The sequence below is a fragment of the Winogradskyella alexanderae genome (assembly GCF_020166335.1).
In the GTDB taxonomy this organism is placed as follows: domain Bacteria; phylum Bacteroidota; class Bacteroidia; order Flavobacteriales; family Flavobacteriaceae; genus Winogradskyella; species Winogradskyella alexanderae.
On record NZ_JAIUJR010000007.1, the window covers coordinates 36,120 to 52,389 of the forward strand.

Consider the following 16,270-nt stretch of genomic DNA (forward strand, 5'->3'; position numbering starts at 1 on the left):
TGCAATTTCCAGTCATCTATTATACAACAAAATATTGCATAACTTTTAACCCATCCTTCTGAATATAACTTCGGAATATTTTAATTTTGTGTTTCAATTATTAGGCTTTGCTAACATCACTCCACATAAGAAATTACGCCCTTATTGATCAATTGAATGTAGATTTCAATAATGGACTAACTATAATAACTGGCGAAACAGGTGCTGGAAAGTCTATATTGCTTGGTGGTTTAGCTTTGGTGTTAGGCAAGAGAGCTGATTTAACCCAAATTAAAAGTAAAGACAAAAAATGCGTTATTGAAGCCACTTTTGACATTGCCAAGTATAATCTAAAAGGCTTGTTCAGTACCTTGGATTTGGATTATGATGTTCAAACCATAATCAGAAGGGAAATTTTGCCATCGGGCAAATCGAGGGCATTTATTAACGATACGCCTGTTACGTTGGATAGCCTTGTTAATCTTAGCGAGTATCTTATAGATATTCATTCCCAATATCAAACCCAACAAATCACTCAGGACGACTATCAGTTTCAGGTTATTGATGCTTTGGCTGGTAACAAAAAAAACCTTGAAGATTATCAAGTACAATTGAAGACATATAAAAAGTTCCAAAAAGAACTTGAAGAGCTGAAGGACTCTAAAGCAGATATGGTTAAAGAGTACGACTACAATCTTTTTCTGCTAAAAGAATTATCTGAATTAAATCTAGAATCAATTGACCTGGAAGCGTTAGAGACACAATATGAGGCTCTAAATAATGTTGAGGAGATTGGAGAGCGTCTAGGTAATTCAAAAGCAATCATTAATACTGAAGATGTCGGTATTGCCGATCAACTCAAGTCGGTGAGACAAGAACTAAACAAAATTTCAGATTTTGGTAAGGATTACAAATTATTAGTGGAGCGTATAGTTAGCGTTGACATTGAGATTGAAGATATCTTAGTGGAGTTAGACAACCTCCACGAAAACCTTTTAACGGACCCACACGAGCTCGAAAAATTAAATTCACAATTACAAATAGTAAATAATCTTTTTCAGAAACATTCGGTTTCAACTATTGCAGAACTTATTGAAATCAAGGACCTATTAAAGCAAAAGGTAGACAATACTGAAAATTTAGATGAGCTTATAAATCAAAAAGAAACTGAAATAACTGATATCACGAAACGTTTAGATCAATTGGCTTTGCAGATTAATCAAGGACGAAACAAGGCCATACCACTTTTGGTAAAAAAGCTAGAACATATACTCAATGATTTAGGTATGCCCAATGCAAGGTTTAGTGTTGAGGTATCCCAAAGCGAAAATTATTTCCAAAATGGTAAAGATTCATTACAGTTTTTGTTTACAGCGAACAAGGGTTCAAATTTCAACACACTCAAGAAGGCTGCATCAGGAGGTGAAATGTCACGCATAATGTTGGCCATTAAATCAATCCTTGCAGAATACATTCAACTACCGTCAATTATGTTTGATGAAATTGATACTGGCGTATCGGGAGAAATCTCGCATAAGATGGGCGAAATTATGAAACAGATGAGTGCTAAAATGCAAGTATTTGCCATAACGCATTTACCACAAATAGCTGCCAAAGGCGATGCACATTTTAAAGTGTTTAAAGAGGACCGAAACAATGTAACCCTAACGAATCTAAAACGCTTAAATGAAGATGAAAGAATCGTTGAAATTGCCCAAATGCTTGGAGGCCTTGATTTAAGTGATTCTGCAATAGCACATGCAAAACAATTATTGAATTAATACTATATTTATAACCATAAAAACCATAACTAACTAAATAAACCTGTTTACATATGTATAACTTACTCAAAGGAAAAAAAGGAATTATTTTTGGAGCACTAGACGAAAATTCAATCGCCTGGAAAACGGCAGAACGCGTGCATGAAGAAGGCGGTAAATTTGTTTTAACAAATGCTCCTGTTGCAATGCGCATGGGGCAAATAAATGCCCTAGCTGAAAAGACGGGTTCTCAAATAATACCTGCTGATGCTACCTCAGAAGAAGATTTGCAAAATCTTGTAGAAAAATCAATGGAAATTCTTGGTGGAAAGTTAGACTTTGTTCTACACTCTATAGGCATGTCCATTAACGTAAGAAAGGGTAGGGCCTATACAGATCAAAAATACGATTGGACACAAAAGGGAACAGACGTTTCTGCGATGTCTTTTCATAAAGTAATGCAAACATTATACAAAGCAGATGCTATGAATGAATGGGGAAGTATAGTTGCATTGACCTATATGGCAGCACAACGTGTTTTTCCGGACTATAATGATATGGCAGATAACAAAGCGTATTTGGAGAGTATAGCACGTAGCTTTGGCTATTTCTTCGGGAGGGATAAAAACGTTAGAGTAAATACCATTTCCCAGTCGCCAACACCAACTACGGCAGGTAGTGGTGTAAAAGGCTTTGATGGCTTTATTGCCTATGCAGAAAAAATGTCACCTTTGGGCAATGCTACAGCATTAGACTGTGCAAATTACACAGTAACGCTATTCAGTGATCTTACACGGCGCGTTACGTTGCAAAATTTATACAATGACGGTGGTTTTAGCAATATGGGTGTGAGTGATGCCGTTATGGACGTGTTTATGGATAAAGAATAGTTTAATTAGATAAAATTGTATTAAAGCCACTGATTTCAGTGGCTTTTTTGTTGATAACATGTTGATTATGATTTAACTAATTGTTTTTTATCGGTATTATGGGTTTTTCATCGATTAGGATACCCTCAATGAAAAATCTTTTGGTTTTTAACATATTTTTAAGGTATTACTAACTTAAATACTAAATTTTATGAAAAAAATTACTTTTTTGCTTTTTGCTACAATAGCTTTTGTATACCAGAGCTATGCACAGGCACCCCCTAATGACGATTGTGCTAACGCGACGCCAATAGCTTGCGGTGGAACAGCATCTGGCTCAACAGTTAATGCTACCGATAGTGGTGGTACAGCTTCACCTGATGTTTTTTATTCTTTGGCGGGTGCAACCTCAGGTGATGCAGTAACAGTCAGTTTATGTGGTTCAACCTACGATACTAGATTGGAAGTTTTTGATGCTTGTGGAGGAACGGTATTAGAATCTAATGATGATTCGTGTGGTCTTCAATCCGAGGTATCCTTTGTTGCAGATGGCGTTACAACTTACATTATAAGAGTCGAGGGTTTTGGTACAGCTTCTGGAGATTATTCTTTAGCAGTAACTTGTACTGGACCACCACCTCCTCCTGCCTGTGGAGAAAATTTTTATGATACTGGTGGTCCATCCGGTAATTATTCATCAGGAGAATCCTATTCTGTTACAATTTCACCAGATAACCCAGGGGAAGTTGTGACTATTACATTTACTTCAGTTGATATCGAATCGTCTACTGGAGGGGGTAACCAAGATGGGTGTTGGGATTATCTAACGATATATGACGGACCAACAACAGCCTCTCCTGTTTTAGCTCAGACCTTATGTGGAGAAGAAAGTGGTGACGGTGGTGTACCTTCAGTTGCTTCAAGTGAATTAAATGTTGGAGATTCATTTACATCAACGGATGCCTCTGGTGCGTTGACAATAGAGTTCAACTCAGACGCCTCTGTAACAGAAACGGGTTGGGAAGCGGATGTTACGTGTAATGTACTTAGCGTAAATGAATTTGACTATCTTGATTCATTTACTTACTATCCAAACCCAGTGAAAAATACATTAACGTTAAACGCTCAAAACAATATTGAGAATGTAAGAATGTATAATATGCTTGGACAAGAAGTTATGCGAGTACAGCCACAGACTGTAGACAGTGAATTAGATATGTCTGGTTTAGAAACAGGTACATACTTTGTTCAAGTAACAATAGCTAATGTTACTAAAACCGTAAGAGTAGTGAAGCAATAACTATTTATTATATCATAAATAAAGCCGTTTGAAAAAACGGCTTTTTTTATTTTAATGAAATACAGTATCTTGTTAAAAATTGTAGTATAAAGATGAGGTCTTTAGTTTTTATAATCTTATCTATAAACATTTCATTAGCACAAGTATCCTTTCAAGAAAGTGCACAACAATTGGGCGTAAATATCATTTGTGAATACACGTTTCTTGGCAATGGTATTACCTTTTTTGATTACGATAATGATGGTTGGGATGACATAACAGTGGCAACCGCCCAAAACAATCCTGTTTACTTTTATAAAAATATCAACGGTAATTATGTATCCCAGACCTTAAATATTTCTGATAATAATGCTAGAAACAAACAGGTAAACTGGGTAGATATTGATAATGACGGCGACAATGACCTATTTATAACTAGCGATAATTCAGGAAATCGATTATTTGAAAATCTTGGTAATATGATCATGTCAGAGATTACATCAACTTCAGGGATGCTGACTGACAACTTCCCTTATTATGGCGCTTCATGGGGCGACTATGACAATGATGGTTTTTTAGATGTGTTTATTGCTGTACGTGACCCTCTTATTCCAAATATTCTTTATAAAAACAATGGTGATAAAACCTTTACACTAGCTAATGTAGAAGCTGGATTGGAAACGACGGGTTATATGTCGTTTTGCTCTGCGTTTTTGGATTATGACAATGATGGCGATCAAGACATTTATGTATCAAACGATAAATATCCCAATCCAAATTTAATGTATAAAAATAATGGTGATGGCACATTTACGGAGGTTGGTGCAGAGACAGGAACCAATGTTAGCATAGATGCTATGTCCGTTACAGTAGAAGACTTTAATCATGATGGATGGTTAGATATTTATATTACAAACGATCCAACAAATAATGTGCTTTATGTTAATAATGGTGATGGTACATTTACAGATATGGCACAATCTTACCATGTGACTTTCAATAGTTCAAGCTGGGGAGCAGTGTTTTTGGATGCAGACAACGACACAGACTTGGATTTATATGTTAGTGGTGAGGGAAATGGCACTGAATCACCATTTATGTCATCGGGGTTTTATGAGAATGTAAATCCTTCTTTTTTTCAACTTAACAACGGTGCTGTACCAAATGATTTTGCCTTTAGTTATGGTAATGCTATTGGTGATACAGACAATGACGGCCTACCAGAAATAGTAGTCAATAATATTGATCATAATAATATTTTTCTCTGGAAGAATACAACTAATGCAACCAATAATTTTATCAGGATAAAATTAGAAGGCACAACTAGTAATAGAAATGGGGTAGGGTCATTCATTGAAATATCAATAAATGGTAATAAACAATACCGATACACATGTCTTGGTGAGGGTTACCTTTCCCAGAATTCTGCCACGGAACACTTCGGTTTGGGAAGTAATACCACTATAGATTACGTTAAGGTAAAATGGTTAAGTGGTATTGAAGATGTTTTATATAATGTAACTGCAAATCAAACACTGAATATTGTTGAGGGTTCTACACTTTCGGTTTCTGAATTTGAAGATAATTTAGCTTTAAGCCATTATCCAAATCCTGTTCGAGATCAATTATACCTCAAATCCTTGAATCAGATAGAAGCGATTGAAATTTATAATCTGTTGGGTCAAAAGATTATGGTAGCCAGTCCTAAGTCTATCGAATGTGATATTAACTTTGCTAACCTAGATAAAGGCACTTACATAGTTAAGGTTTCAAGTCAAGATGCCATGAGAACTTTAAGAGTTATTAAAGAATAATCACAAACTATAAATAAAGTACCCTGTATGAAGCTTTTTCAATACATATTCTGGCTTTTCAGTCTTAATTTATGTGCTGCTCAGGTTATTTTTAATAATGAAGCAGAAGAGCTAGGCATTGAAGTAGTTTGCGGAAACACCTTGTTTGGTAATGGTGTCTCTTTTTTTGATTACGATAACGATGGATGGGATGATATAACGGTAGCAACAGCAGATGGCGATCCAATACGATTCTTTAAGAATATCAATGGTAACTTTGTTGAACAAACACTTAATATACCTGATAATAATTGGAGAAATAAACAGATAAATTGGGTTGATATAGATAACGATGGCGACAATGACCTCTTTGTTACGAGCGATACCGAGGTAAATAGATTGTTTGAGAATACTGGAAACATGATATTCCAGGACATTACTGCTTCTTCAGGAATGTTAAACGAAGTGCTGGTAACGTATGGTGCTTCTTGGGGCGATTATAACAATGATGGGTATTTAGATGTTTTTTTATCCAATAGGGATACTACAATACCAAATGTCCTATATAAGAATAATGGAAATAACACTTTTACTTTAGCTAATACAGAGGCTGGTTTGCTATCTACGGGGACATTATCATTTTGTGCAGCATTTATAGATTATAATAAGGACGGTTATCAGGACATATATGTAGCTAACGATAAAGTTGCAAATGCTAATACCATGTATAAAAATAATGGTGATAGTACATTTACTGAAGTTGGATTTGAGACAGGAACCGATATTACGATAGACGCTATGTCTGTTACAGTAGAGGATTATAACTCAGATGGTTGGCCAGATATTTATGTAACCAATGATGTCGTTGGAAATGTATTGTTACAAAATAATGGAAACGGTACCTTTAGCGATGTTGCTCAATCAACCAATACAACAATGAATAGTGTTGCCTGGGGTGCAGTTTTTTTAGATGTTGAAAATGATGGAGATTTAGATCTTTATGTCAGCGCAGAACATGACGGAACAGTATCGGGCTATTTATCTTCAGCACTGTTTAACAATACAGGTAACTTTTTCTCTATTGTAAATAGTGCTATACCGGACGATTTTGCCATAAGTTACTCTAATGCTATTGGAGATACAGATAATGATGGTTTACCAGAAATATTGGTAAATAATATAAACAATAACAATATTTTTCTTTGGAAAAATAATTCTACTGCGGTAAACAAATGGTTAAAGGTTAAACTAGAAGGTACTTTAAGTAACCGTAATGGTGTTGGGTCTTTGATTGAAATATCTGTAAATGGCAATAAACAATTTAGATATACGTGCATTGGGGAAGGCTACTTAGGACAGAACTCCGCTACTGAATTCTTTGGTATTGGAAATACAACTGAAATCGATTACGTTAAGGTTACTTGGCTAAGTGGTACGGAGGATATAATTTATAATGTTGTACCAAATCAAAATTTAAAAATTGTTGAAGGTTCGTCACTATCATTAACTGAGTTTGATGACGATTTATTTAAAATATTTCCAAATCCTGTTAGTGATTATTTAATTATTAATTCAGAATTATTACCATCTGAAATACAGATTTTTAATCCTTTAGGTGAAGTGATATTGAAACTCAAACCAAATATCAATCACGAGTCAATAGACGTTTCTGAGCTAACTAAGGGACTCTATATTTTAAAATTAGTATCTGAGGATTCCACACAAATATTAAGGTTTATTAAAAAATAAACATACAGGTTTAACTACCTTTGTACGGTATGGAAAAGCTATCTTTTTCTTTTATTATACCCGTTTTTAACAGGCCTCATGAAGTTGAAGAGTTACTTGAATGTTTCACTAAAATTCCAGGTGCTTACGAAATAGTTATCGTTGAAGATGGTTCAGTTAAAACATCAGAGCATGTCGTTAGAGCATATGAGGAGCGTTTAAATATAGCGTACTATTTCAAACCAAATACTGGTCCTGGTGATTCCAGAAATTATGGAATGAGAAAGGCACAAGGAAATTACTTTATAATTCTTGACTCAGACGTGCTATTACCTACAAATTACTTAGAGGAGGTTAAAACATTTTTAACCCACAATTATGTTGACTGTTATGGTGGTCCAGATGCATCGCATCCCTCATTCACTAATCTGCAGAAAGCAATAAGTTTTGCCATGACCTCATTTATAACAACGGGAGGTATTAGAGGCCAAAAGAAACAAGTAAACAAATTTCAACCTCGAAGTTTTAATATGGGTATTTCCAAGAAAGCATTTTTAGCTTCCGAAGGATTTGGGAGTATTCACCCTGGTGAAGATCCTGATTTATCTTTAAGATTAGTTAAACTGGGATTTGCAACGGCCTTAATACCTAATGCAATTGTTTTTCACAAAAGACGAATAAGTTGGTCTAAATTTTATACTCAAGTAAACAAATTCGGACTAGTACGTCCAATACTCAATACGTGGCATCCAAATTCAGCTAGCTTAGTATATTGGTTTCCTACAATGTTTATTTTAGGACTTGTCGTTGCAATACTTTTAGCTTTATTGAATATTACAATGTTATTTTTCTATATCTATGCAATTTACTTTAGCCTTGCATTTGCAGTTGCTTTGATAGAAAGTAGGAGCTTGGGGGTAGCTATGCAGGCAATAATAGCTATTGTTGTGCAATTTTTTGGCTATGGCTATGGTTTTTTAAAGTCTAGTTTTTACATTTCCTTATTAAGAAAAAAACCGGAGCATCAATTTCCTCAGTTATTTTTTGATACTAAATAAGTCTAGATGAAAGCGAAAATTTCAGATTTCTTAAAGCGACGAAATGCAAAAAGATTCAGTATTTTTTTTGTGTTGGCATTTGTTTTTTTGATTTTTTCTAAGCTTTCCAATGACTACAAACAAAATATTGTCGTAAGCATTAAACTTGATGATTTAGATGAAGAGATTGTAATTGAGAATGACTCTTTAAACAAACTCTTAGTTTATGTAAAAGCTAAAGGATTTACTTTGGTTCCATTTTTATTTAAAGATTCTAAAGAAATTAGATTAGATGCTAAAAAACATTTTATCATAAAACGGAATGAATTTATTTTTGATGTACAGAGACAGCGCTATTTAATTGAAGATCAACTTGGAAAGGCATACAATTTATTAACCGTGAAACCCGATACCTTACGTATAAAGTTTTCAAAATTGGCATTCAAGTATGTTCCCGTTGAAATTAGACAGGAGATTAAATATGGACTTGGTTACGATTTAGTGGGTGAACTCAATAAAAATGTTGATAGTGTTAAGATTGTAGGAGCAGAATCAAAACTTGATACTATCCATATTGTTCACACCGAGGTTTTAAATCTTAGTGAGGTAAATACAAATATTAAAGAAAATTTGAATCTAGATGTGTCAAATTTTGGAAGTATACAAGTATCTCCTGAAATGATAAGTGTAAATGGCGTTGTTGAGCGTTTTACTGAAGGAAATGTGGAAGTACCTGTAATTATCAAAAATGTACCTAGTGACCTAAATATCAATTATTTTCCTAAAACCGTTTCGGTAGTGTTTTATGTAAATCTCAATAACTTTAATCAGGTAAAACCGTCTGATTTTAAGGTAGAATGTGATTTTATGGATATTACTCAAAATAAGCAGTATTTAGTGCCCAAAGTAATTGATAAACCAAATTTCGTTAAAAGAGCAATTGTAAAACAAAATCGTATCGATTTTATTAAATTGTAATATGGTAATTGTTGGGATAACAGGTGGCATTGGTAGTGGTAAAACTACTATTGCAAAGTACATGAGTACGTTTGGCATACCATTATACATTGCAGACGAAGAAGCTAAGGCCTTAATGAATAGGTCTAAAGTAATAAAGCGTAAACTTATTCAGCTATTTGGAGAAGAGGCCTATAAAAATGAAGAGCTGAATAGGCCTTATTTGGCAAAAAAAATATTTACTGATAAATCTTTATTATCTCAGATGAATGCTATTGTACATCCTAAGGTGGCATCGCATTTTAAACGCTGGCTTAAAAAACAGAATGCGCCTTACGTTTTAAAAGAAGCAGCTATTATTTTTGAGAACAACCTTCAGGATAATTACGACTATATTATCACTGTTATTGCAGACGAAGAGCTAAGGCGAAAACGCATTATGAGTCGGGATAACACCAACAAGGAAAAGATTGATGCAATCATAAAAAATCAGTGGGTTGATGCCAAAAAAATTCAGCTGTCTGATTTTGTTATAACGAACAACGATTTAGAAAAAGCCAAGGAAGAGGCAATTAAGATTCACAAGCAACTTCTTAAAATAACTTCAAAATAGTTGCCTAGCCTTTTGTTAATGTAAGGTTAAACATAATTTAAGCTAAATGTTAAAATGTTAAATTTGAGCGATGGGTAAAAAGCTATTCGTCTTATTAGTGGTGTTAATGAGCTTATCCCTCATTGGAATTATTTTTGTCCAATCTTATTTTATAAATAATAGTTTACAAAATGAAGATAAGAACTTTACGCTAAGTGTAAAGCGGGCATTGAGTTTTGTTTCCAGGGATATAGAAGAAACTGAGTTTCGGAACTTTTTAATAAAGTTGCAACCTTACTTAAACGAATCTAACAAACCTGATTCTACACTAATAAAAAGATTGATTATTGCGGCCGAAGATGATATTAACGACAAAACTATCGTTCATCGCAATACAGTCTTAGAAGAGCGTTTTAAGGTACCTTCTTTGTTCTTTGAAATTGATGCTGACAGCTTTTCGATAAGCAAGCGATCTAACGAGCGAGTTAAAGAGGTTTACGATAATGCACAACTAGATGGAAATGGTCAAATTGCACCAACAGAGCGCTTAATACAGTACTCCTCAATGTCCGAGTTAGATAGACAAGTCTATTCAACATCATTTAAGGATTTATTGCAAGATATACCTATCTACAAAAGAGTAACCGCTTTACAAGTTGAATCTTTGCTAAATAGGGAGTTAAAAGACGAAGGTGTAAACCTGGATTTTGAATTTGCAATTTATGATGAGGACTTAGCAACGAAAGTTCAAAGTGAAAATTTTGAAAAGGATAATGCTTATGGTGTTTATATCTTTTTGGATAATAATAAGGAAAGCAGTTATAAGTTGTGGGTAAATTTTCCAGATAGAAAGAAATATTTATTATCTTCTATACTTTCGATGATAGTGTTATCTGTAATTTTTACAGGTGTTATAATAATTGCCTATTCGAGTGCTATATACCAATTAATAAGACAAAGACAAATATCACAGATTAAGACGGATTTTATCAATAATATGACGCACGAGTTTAAAACGCCGATTGCAACGATAAATTTAGCTTTAGATTCTATAAAAAATCCTAAGATAATTAACGATCAAGACAAAGTAAAACGTTATCTTAAGATGATAAGAGATGAAAACAAGCGAATGCATGCCCAAGTAGAAAATGTTTTGCGTATTTCTAAGCTAGAAAAGAATGAGTTAAATATAAGTAAGGAGCGATTAAAACTGCATGATCTTGTTGAGGATGCAATTACTCATGTAGAACTAATTGTTGAGAACCGCCAAGGCTACGTGAAAACGCATTTTGAAGCTGTTAAGTCATCAGTATTGGCTAATGAATCGCATTTTACAAATGTGATTGTCAATATATTGGATAATGCAATTAAGTATTCTGACGATGCACCAAAAATTGATGTTTACACAGAGAATATTGGTAATAATATTATACTTAAAATTGCAGATCAAGGAAATGGAATGTCTAAGCAAGTAGCCAAACGTGTTTTTGAAAAGTTCTATCGAGAACACACGGGTAATGTGCACAATGTAAAAGGCCATGGATTGGGATTAGCTTATGTAAAGCGAATAGTAGAAGACCATCAAGGCCACATATCAGTAGAGAGTGAAAAAGGAAAAGGTAGCACCTTTATAATAAGGTTACCGCTAATATCATAAAAACGAATCATGGAAGAACAAAACAAGAAAATTCTTTTGGTAGAAGACGACCCAAATTTTGGGACTGTTTTAAAAGATTATTTAATGATGAACGATTACGACGTAGTCCATGCCAAAAATGGAATGGAAGGTTTTGAGAAGTTCAAAAAAGACGATTACGATCTTTGTATATTAGACGTAATGATGCCATATAAGGACGGTTTTACACTGGCCAAGGAGATAAGAGAAAAGAACACAGATGTGCCCATTATTTTCCTTACGGCAAAAGCGATGAAAGAAGATGTGCTTAAAGGTTATAAAGTAGGTGCAGATGATTATTTGAACAAACCGTTTGATAGTGAGGTACTCTTAATGAAAATAAAGGCTATCATGCAACGTAAGGCTACGGATACTGTAGCGGATAGTAAACAGTTTGAATTTAAAATTGGCCGATTTGATCTTAATTCAAAATTGAGATTTTTGAAATTTGATGGTGGCGAACCAACAAAACTATCACCAAAGGAGAACGAGTTGTTGCGCCTATTAGCATTGCATGAAAATGACTTAATGCCGAGAGAACTGGCATTAACAAAAATTTGGAGAGATGACAATTATTTTACATCTCGTAGTATGGATGTTTACATTGCAAAATTACGCAAGTATCTAAAACCAGACCCTAACGTAGAAATTCTAAATATACACGGTGAAGGATTCAGGCTTGTAATCAACAACAACGATTAAAAAATTAATAAACCAGCTTTTTAGCTGGTTTTTTTTATTTCGTTACTAATAAATTCCGCTATCACATCATAATTGGTTTTGTAGTCAAACCATTTGATGCGCTTGTCTTTTCTGAACCATGTTAACTGACGCTTGGCAAATCGTCTTGAGTGTTTCTTAATTTCAGAAATGGCAAAGTCCAGACTGATTTCACCATCGAAAAAGTGGAATAATTCTTTATATCCTACGGTATTCAAAGCATTTAAATTTTTAAAACCATAAAGAGATTTTGCTTCTTGGATGAGCCCCTTCTCAACCATTAAATCAACGCGCTTATTTATTCTGTCATACAATGTTTCTCTATCTGAATTTAAACCAATTGAAATGGTTTTAAAAAAGCGTTTTTCTTTCTTTTTGTTTAAATATGAACTATATGGCTTAGCGGTTCCTATGCAAATTTCAAGCGCTCTGATGACACGGTGAGGATTTTCAATAGCTATTGTATTATATGCTTCATAATCAAATTCTTTCAGTTGATTTTGTAAGTTGAGTAGCCCTTCTGATTTTAATCTTTGGTTCAGTGATTCTCGGATTTTGGGGTCAACGTCAGGAAAATAATCCAAACCTGTTGTAACAGCATTAATATACAAGCCGGAACCTCCAACCATTACGGCAATCTTTTTTTCTCTAAAAATTTTCTTTAAAGCAGACAGAGCATCTTTTTCAAAATCACCAACAGTGTAATGATCATTAATCGACCTGTGTTGAATAAAATGATGCTTAACAGCATTTAATTCATCAGAAGATGGTACAGCGGTACCAATGTACATTTCTTTATAAAACTGCCTAGAATCTGACGAAATGATTTCTGTCTTGAAATAATTAGCTAGAAACACGCTCAGAGACGTTTTGCCAATTGCCGTTGGGCCTACAATGGATATAAGAGTAGGATTACTCACGATTTAATTCACAACCACATTTAAAACAAAACTTGGCATCGTCGTGGTGTTGCTCTGTTAAACAATTAGAACAGCATTGCGTGTTTAAATTAACTTTAGACAGGTGTTCCAATTCCTCATCTGAATACTTTCCTCTATCCTTGCCAGAAGCCTTTGTATATTCAGCAGAAACAATTCCTGTTGGTACAGCAATTATTCCGTAACCCAATATCATAATAATAGTTGCTATAAATTGTCCCAAAGGTGTCACAGGAGCAATATCACCAAATCCAACAGTGGTTAACGTAACGATGCACCAATAAACGCTCTTTGGGATATTGGTAAAACCATTTTCTTCCCCTTCCACCAAATACATGATTGTTCCAAAAATTACAGCAGCTATTAAAACGGCAAATAAGAAAACAGCAATTTTTGCTCTACTGGCTTTTATTGCCGTTGCTAACTGATTAGACGCACCAAGATATCTCGCCAGTTTAAGTATTCTAAAAACCCTTAAGAGTCTCAGAGCACGAAGTGCCACTAGGGCATGTGTGCCAACAAAAATTAAAGATAAGTATTTTGGTATAGTTGCTAGTAAGTCTATAACACCATAGAAGCTGGTTATATATTTATATGGCTTATTTACAGTTATAATTCTTAGAATGTATTCAATTGTAAACAAAATTGTAATTACCCATTCTGCTATATCTAAAAATGCATGAAACTTATCATCAAAGCTCTTAATACTTTCGAGCATCACTAAAACAATACTTGCTAAAATTGCGATAAGTAGAATTACATCAAATAACTTACCTGCAGGAGTATCTGCTTCATAAATTATTTCATGAAGTTTGGTTCGCCAGGTATGTTTAGTGGTAGGTTCCATGTATCAAATCTACAAAAACCAAATTAGTTGTTTAATTCAATCACCTTTAATCGTTTGTTTCGACGAATATAGCTTTGTATAATATGTTGAGTATCCCTATTATTTTGCATAGGTGTAATAAGTGATGCAAGAATTTCTCTATTGTTTATTTGATAATTTAAATCAAAAAACCCGATTCCTTTAAACGTTCCTTCTTCAATTAATATTACGCTCTTTTCATCTATATATCTCCCGCGATCAACAAGGATCATATCCTTATTATCGTAGCTGTTTAATTCTATAACGGCATGTGCACGTTTGTTATAAGTTTCCACATCTTCTTCATTGACACATGCGCCATAGCAATCCTTTATCCCATGCCTAAAACAGCTAGAATCGGACTTTTCTAACCCAGTAAGCTTTTCACATAACTCAAATTTTTCAACCATTCTGTTCATGAACGCAATACCGCTCTGTCTATTTGTGAAAGTGGTAATAGGTTTTTCATTTTTTTTAATCTGAGTTATTCTAAGATTAATATATCCAAAATCATCGATAAAACTGTAGAGCCCTTGTGAAAACTTACTGCGTTTTAATGCTCTGTTAAGAATAGGTTTATTGGTTTTTATCTCTTCGCTTTCTTTTAGTAATGCAACGAGTTCACTTCCTGTTCTTTCGTAGGAGACCGATGCAACCTGAAGCTGTATCTTTCGTGATTTAGAATTCCCATTTGTGAAGTGTTGTGTTACTCGCTTTTTAATATTATTACTTTTACCAATGTAAATGATATTTCCTTCTGCGTTATGGATATAATAGACACCTGTTTCACTTGGTAACTCTTCAATTATTTCTCTAAGGTTAGGAGCAAGCTTTGACTTTTTTTCTACTTTAATTGTTTCTTTTATTATTCGTTTGCTAGAATCTTTGTTCAGCAACATCTTAAATAATTTTAAAGTAGCCAAAGCATCTCCGTTTGCTCTGTGTCTTTCGCTCATTGGAATACCCAAAGATCTTACTAATTTCCCTAGACTGTAGGATTCCATATCTGGAATCAGCTGTTTTGAAAGTTCTACGGTACATAGGGATTTCCTTTTATATGTAAAACCGAGCCTATGGAATTCTGTTTTTAAAATCCGATAGTCGAATTCTGAATTGTGAGCAACCAAAATACATTCCTCGGTTATTTCAACGATGCGTTTTGCGACCTCATAAAACTTTGGTGCATTTCGAAGCATATTTGAATTAATTCCTGTCAGGTTGACTACAAAAGGTTGGATTTCGCGTTCTGGATTTACAAGAGAAATAAATTGGTCTACAATTTCATGACCATCATATTTGTAAATGGCAATTTCTGTAATACCTTCTTCATTGTACTTTCCACCAGTGGTTTCTATGTCTAGTATTGCGTAAATCTGAAAAAATTAATGAGATGAAATTATACTTAACTGTAGTTTCTTGCTCCAAATATACTACTTCCAACCCTAATCATTGTACTACCGCATTGAATTGCGAGTAGGTAGTCGCCACTCATACCCATTGAAAGTACTTTTAAATGGAAATTATCTTTCTCATTTTTTTTAAGATCATCAAAAACAGATTTTAAGTACTTAAACTCGCTTTCAATTTGCTGCATATTTTCCGTAAAGGTCGCCATTCCCATAAGACCAACGATGTTGATACTTCTTAAATTGTCTAAATCATTTGAATGGATAATATCATGTGCGAGTTGCGCATCCATACCAAATTTACTATCCTCTTTAGCTATTTTAATTTGTAACAAGCAGTCAATTACCCTGTCGTTTTTTTCAGCTTGTTTATTTATTTCCCTCAGAAGTTTTAAGCTGTCCACACCATGTATTAGTTTTACAAACTTAGCCATGTACTTCACTTTGTTTCGTTGTACATGTCCTATCATATGCCACTCAATATCTTTAGGCATATCTTCATATTTGTCCACCATTTCTTGAATTTTGTTTTCCCCAAAAATCCTTTGACCTGCGTCATAAGCTTCCATCAGGTCACTAATAGGTTTTGTTTTGGATACTGCGACCAATGCTACTTCGTTTGGAAGTGTAGATCTTATCTTAAGTAGATTTTGTTTTATGCTCATTTATCTT

14 protein-coding genes are annotated in these 16,270 nt (G+C 34.1%); 10 read left to right on the plus strand and 4 right to left on the minus strand.

Annotated elements, in window-relative coordinates; genetic code table 11:
• Positions 1 to 107: 107 nt before the first annotated feature.
• The 10 genes from recN to LBU54_RS10870 all read left to right on the plus strand — a co-directional run bounded on the left by recN (position 108) and on the right by LBU54_RS10870 (position 12,371).
• Positions 108 to 1,760 (plus strand): DNA repair protein RecN, encoded by a 1,653-nt coding sequence (recN, locus tag LBU54_RS10825; RefSeq protein WP_224529305.1) that lies wholly within the window; start codon positions 108 to 110, stop codon positions 1,758 to 1,760.
• Between the two features lie 53 nt (positions 1,761 to 1,813).
• Positions 1,814 to 2,629: an enoyl-ACP reductase FabI gene (locus LBU54_RS10830; RefSeq protein ID WP_224529307.1), complete on the plus strand. Its 816-nt coding sequence runs from the start codon at positions 1,814 to 1,816 to the stop codon at positions 2,627 to 2,629.
• 190 nt (positions 2,630 to 2,819) lie between these two features.
• The gene (locus LBU54_RS10835; protein WP_224529308.1) at positions 2,820 to 3,908 is read left to right on the plus strand and encodes a T9SS type A sorting domain-containing protein; all 1,089 of its coding nucleotides are present in this window, start codon (positions 2,820 to 2,822) and stop codon (positions 3,906 to 3,908) included.
• Positions 3,909 to 4,000: 92 nt separating this feature from the next.
• Entirely contained in the window at positions 4,001 to 5,701 is a 1,701-nt protein-coding gene (locus LBU54_RS10840; RefSeq protein WP_224529310.1) for an FG-GAP-like repeat-containing protein, read from the plus strand.
• 27 nt (positions 5,702 to 5,728) lie between these two features.
• Positions 5,729 to 7,429, plus strand: a complete 1,701-nt coding sequence (locus LBU54_RS10845) for an FG-GAP-like repeat-containing protein (protein ID WP_224529313.1) — start codon at positions 5,729 to 5,731, stop codon at positions 7,427 to 7,429.
• Between the two features lie 29 nt (positions 7,430 to 7,458).
• Positions 7,459 to 8,466 (plus strand): glycosyltransferase, encoded by a 1,008-nt coding sequence (locus tag LBU54_RS10850; protein ID WP_224529317.1) that lies wholly within the window; start codon positions 7,459 to 7,461, stop codon positions 8,464 to 8,466.
• A 6-nt stretch (positions 8,467 to 8,472) separates the two neighbouring features.
• Positions 8,473 to 9,423, plus strand: a complete 951-nt coding sequence (locus tag LBU54_RS10855; RefSeq protein ID WP_224529319.1) for a CdaR family protein — start codon at positions 8,473 to 8,475, stop codon at positions 9,421 to 9,423.
• 1 nt (position 9,424) lies between these two features.
• A complete protein-coding gene (gene coaE / locus LBU54_RS10860; RefSeq protein ID WP_224529321.1) occupies positions 9,425 to 10,015 on the plus strand; it encodes a dephospho-CoA kinase in 591 nt (196 codons plus the stop codon).
• A 70-nt stretch (positions 10,016 to 10,085) separates the two neighbouring features.
• The gene (locus LBU54_RS10865; protein ID WP_224529323.1) at positions 10,086 to 11,651 is read left to right on the plus strand and encodes a sensor histidine kinase; all 1,566 of its coding nucleotides are present in this window, start codon (positions 10,086 to 10,088) and stop codon (positions 11,649 to 11,651) included.
• 9 nt (positions 11,652 to 11,660) lie between these two features.
• Positions 11,661 to 12,371, plus strand: a complete 711-nt coding sequence (locus LBU54_RS10870; RefSeq protein ID WP_224529325.1) for a response regulator transcription factor — start codon at positions 11,661 to 11,663, stop codon at positions 12,369 to 12,371.
• Positions 12,372 to 12,391: 20 nt separating this feature from the next.
• Here the strand turns inward: LBU54_RS10870 and miaA are convergent, their stop codons facing one another.
• The 4 genes from miaA to LBU54_RS10890 are packed head-to-tail and all read right to left on the minus strand — an operon-like array spanning position 12,392 to position 16,263.
• The gene (miaA, locus tag LBU54_RS10875) at positions 12,392 to 13,309 is read right to left on the minus strand and encodes a tRNA (adenosine(37)-N6)-dimethylallyltransferase MiaA (protein WP_224529327.1); all 918 of its coding nucleotides are present in this window, start codon (positions 13,307 to 13,309) and stop codon (positions 12,392 to 12,394) included.
• Entirely contained in the window at positions 13,302 to 14,174 is an 873-nt protein-coding gene (locus LBU54_RS10880) for an ion transporter (protein WP_224529329.1), read from the minus strand. Before LBU54_RS10880 ends, miaA begins: the two co-directional genes overlap by 8 nt.
• Before the next feature lie 23 nt (positions 14,175 to 14,197).
• A complete protein-coding gene (locus LBU54_RS10885; RefSeq protein WP_224529769.1) occupies positions 14,198 to 15,565 on the minus strand; it encodes an exonuclease domain-containing protein in 1,368 nt (455 codons plus the stop codon).
• 29 nt (positions 15,566 to 15,594) lie between these two features.
• Positions 15,595 to 16,263, minus strand: coding sequence for a YggS family pyridoxal phosphate-dependent enzyme (locus tag LBU54_RS10890; protein ID WP_224529330.1), 669 nt, complete (start codon positions 16,261 to 16,263; stop codon positions 15,595 to 15,597).
• Between the last annotated feature and the right edge of the window lie 7 nt (positions 16,264 to 16,270).

Coding starts and splice junctions, on each gene's coding strand:
- LBU54_RS10865 (WP_224529323.1), top strand. CDS start 10,086: ATGGGTAAAAAGCTATTCGTCTTATTAGTGGTGTTAATGAGCTTATCC.
- coaE (WP_224529321.1), top strand. CDS start 9,425: ATGGTAATTGTTGGGATAACAGGTGGCATTGGTAGTGGTAAAACTACT.
- LBU54_RS10855 (WP_224529319.1), top strand. CDS start 8,473: ATGAAAGCGAAAATTTCAGATTTCTTAAAGCGACGAAATGCAAAAAGA.
- LBU54_RS10835 (WP_224529308.1), top strand. CDS start 2,820: ATGAAAAAAATTACTTTTTTGCTTTTTGCTACAATAGCTTTTGTATAC.
- LBU54_RS10845 (WP_224529313.1), top strand. CDS start 5,729: ATGAAGCTTTTTCAATACATATTCTGGCTTTTCAGTCTTAATTTATGT.
- LBU54_RS10830 (WP_224529307.1), top strand. CDS start 1,814: ATGTATAACTTACTCAAAGGAAAAAAAGGAATTATTTTTGGAGCACTA.
- LBU54_RS10870 (WP_224529325.1), top strand. CDS start 11,661: ATGGAAGAACAAAACAAGAAAATTCTTTTGGTAGAAGACGACCCAAAT.
- LBU54_RS10850 (WP_224529317.1), top strand. CDS start 7,459: ATGGAAAAGCTATCTTTTTCTTTTATTATACCCGTTTTTAACAGGCCT.
- LBU54_RS10880 (WP_224529329.1), bottom strand. CDS start 14,174: ATGGAACCTACCACTAAACATACCTGGCGAACCAAACTTCATGAAATA.
- LBU54_RS10840 (WP_224529310.1), top strand. CDS start 4,001: ATGAGGTCTTTAGTTTTTATAATCTTATCTATAAACATTTCATTAGCA.
- LBU54_RS10890 (WP_224529330.1), bottom strand. CDS start 16,263: ATGAGCATAAAACAAAATCTACTTAAGATAAGATCTACACTTCCAAAC.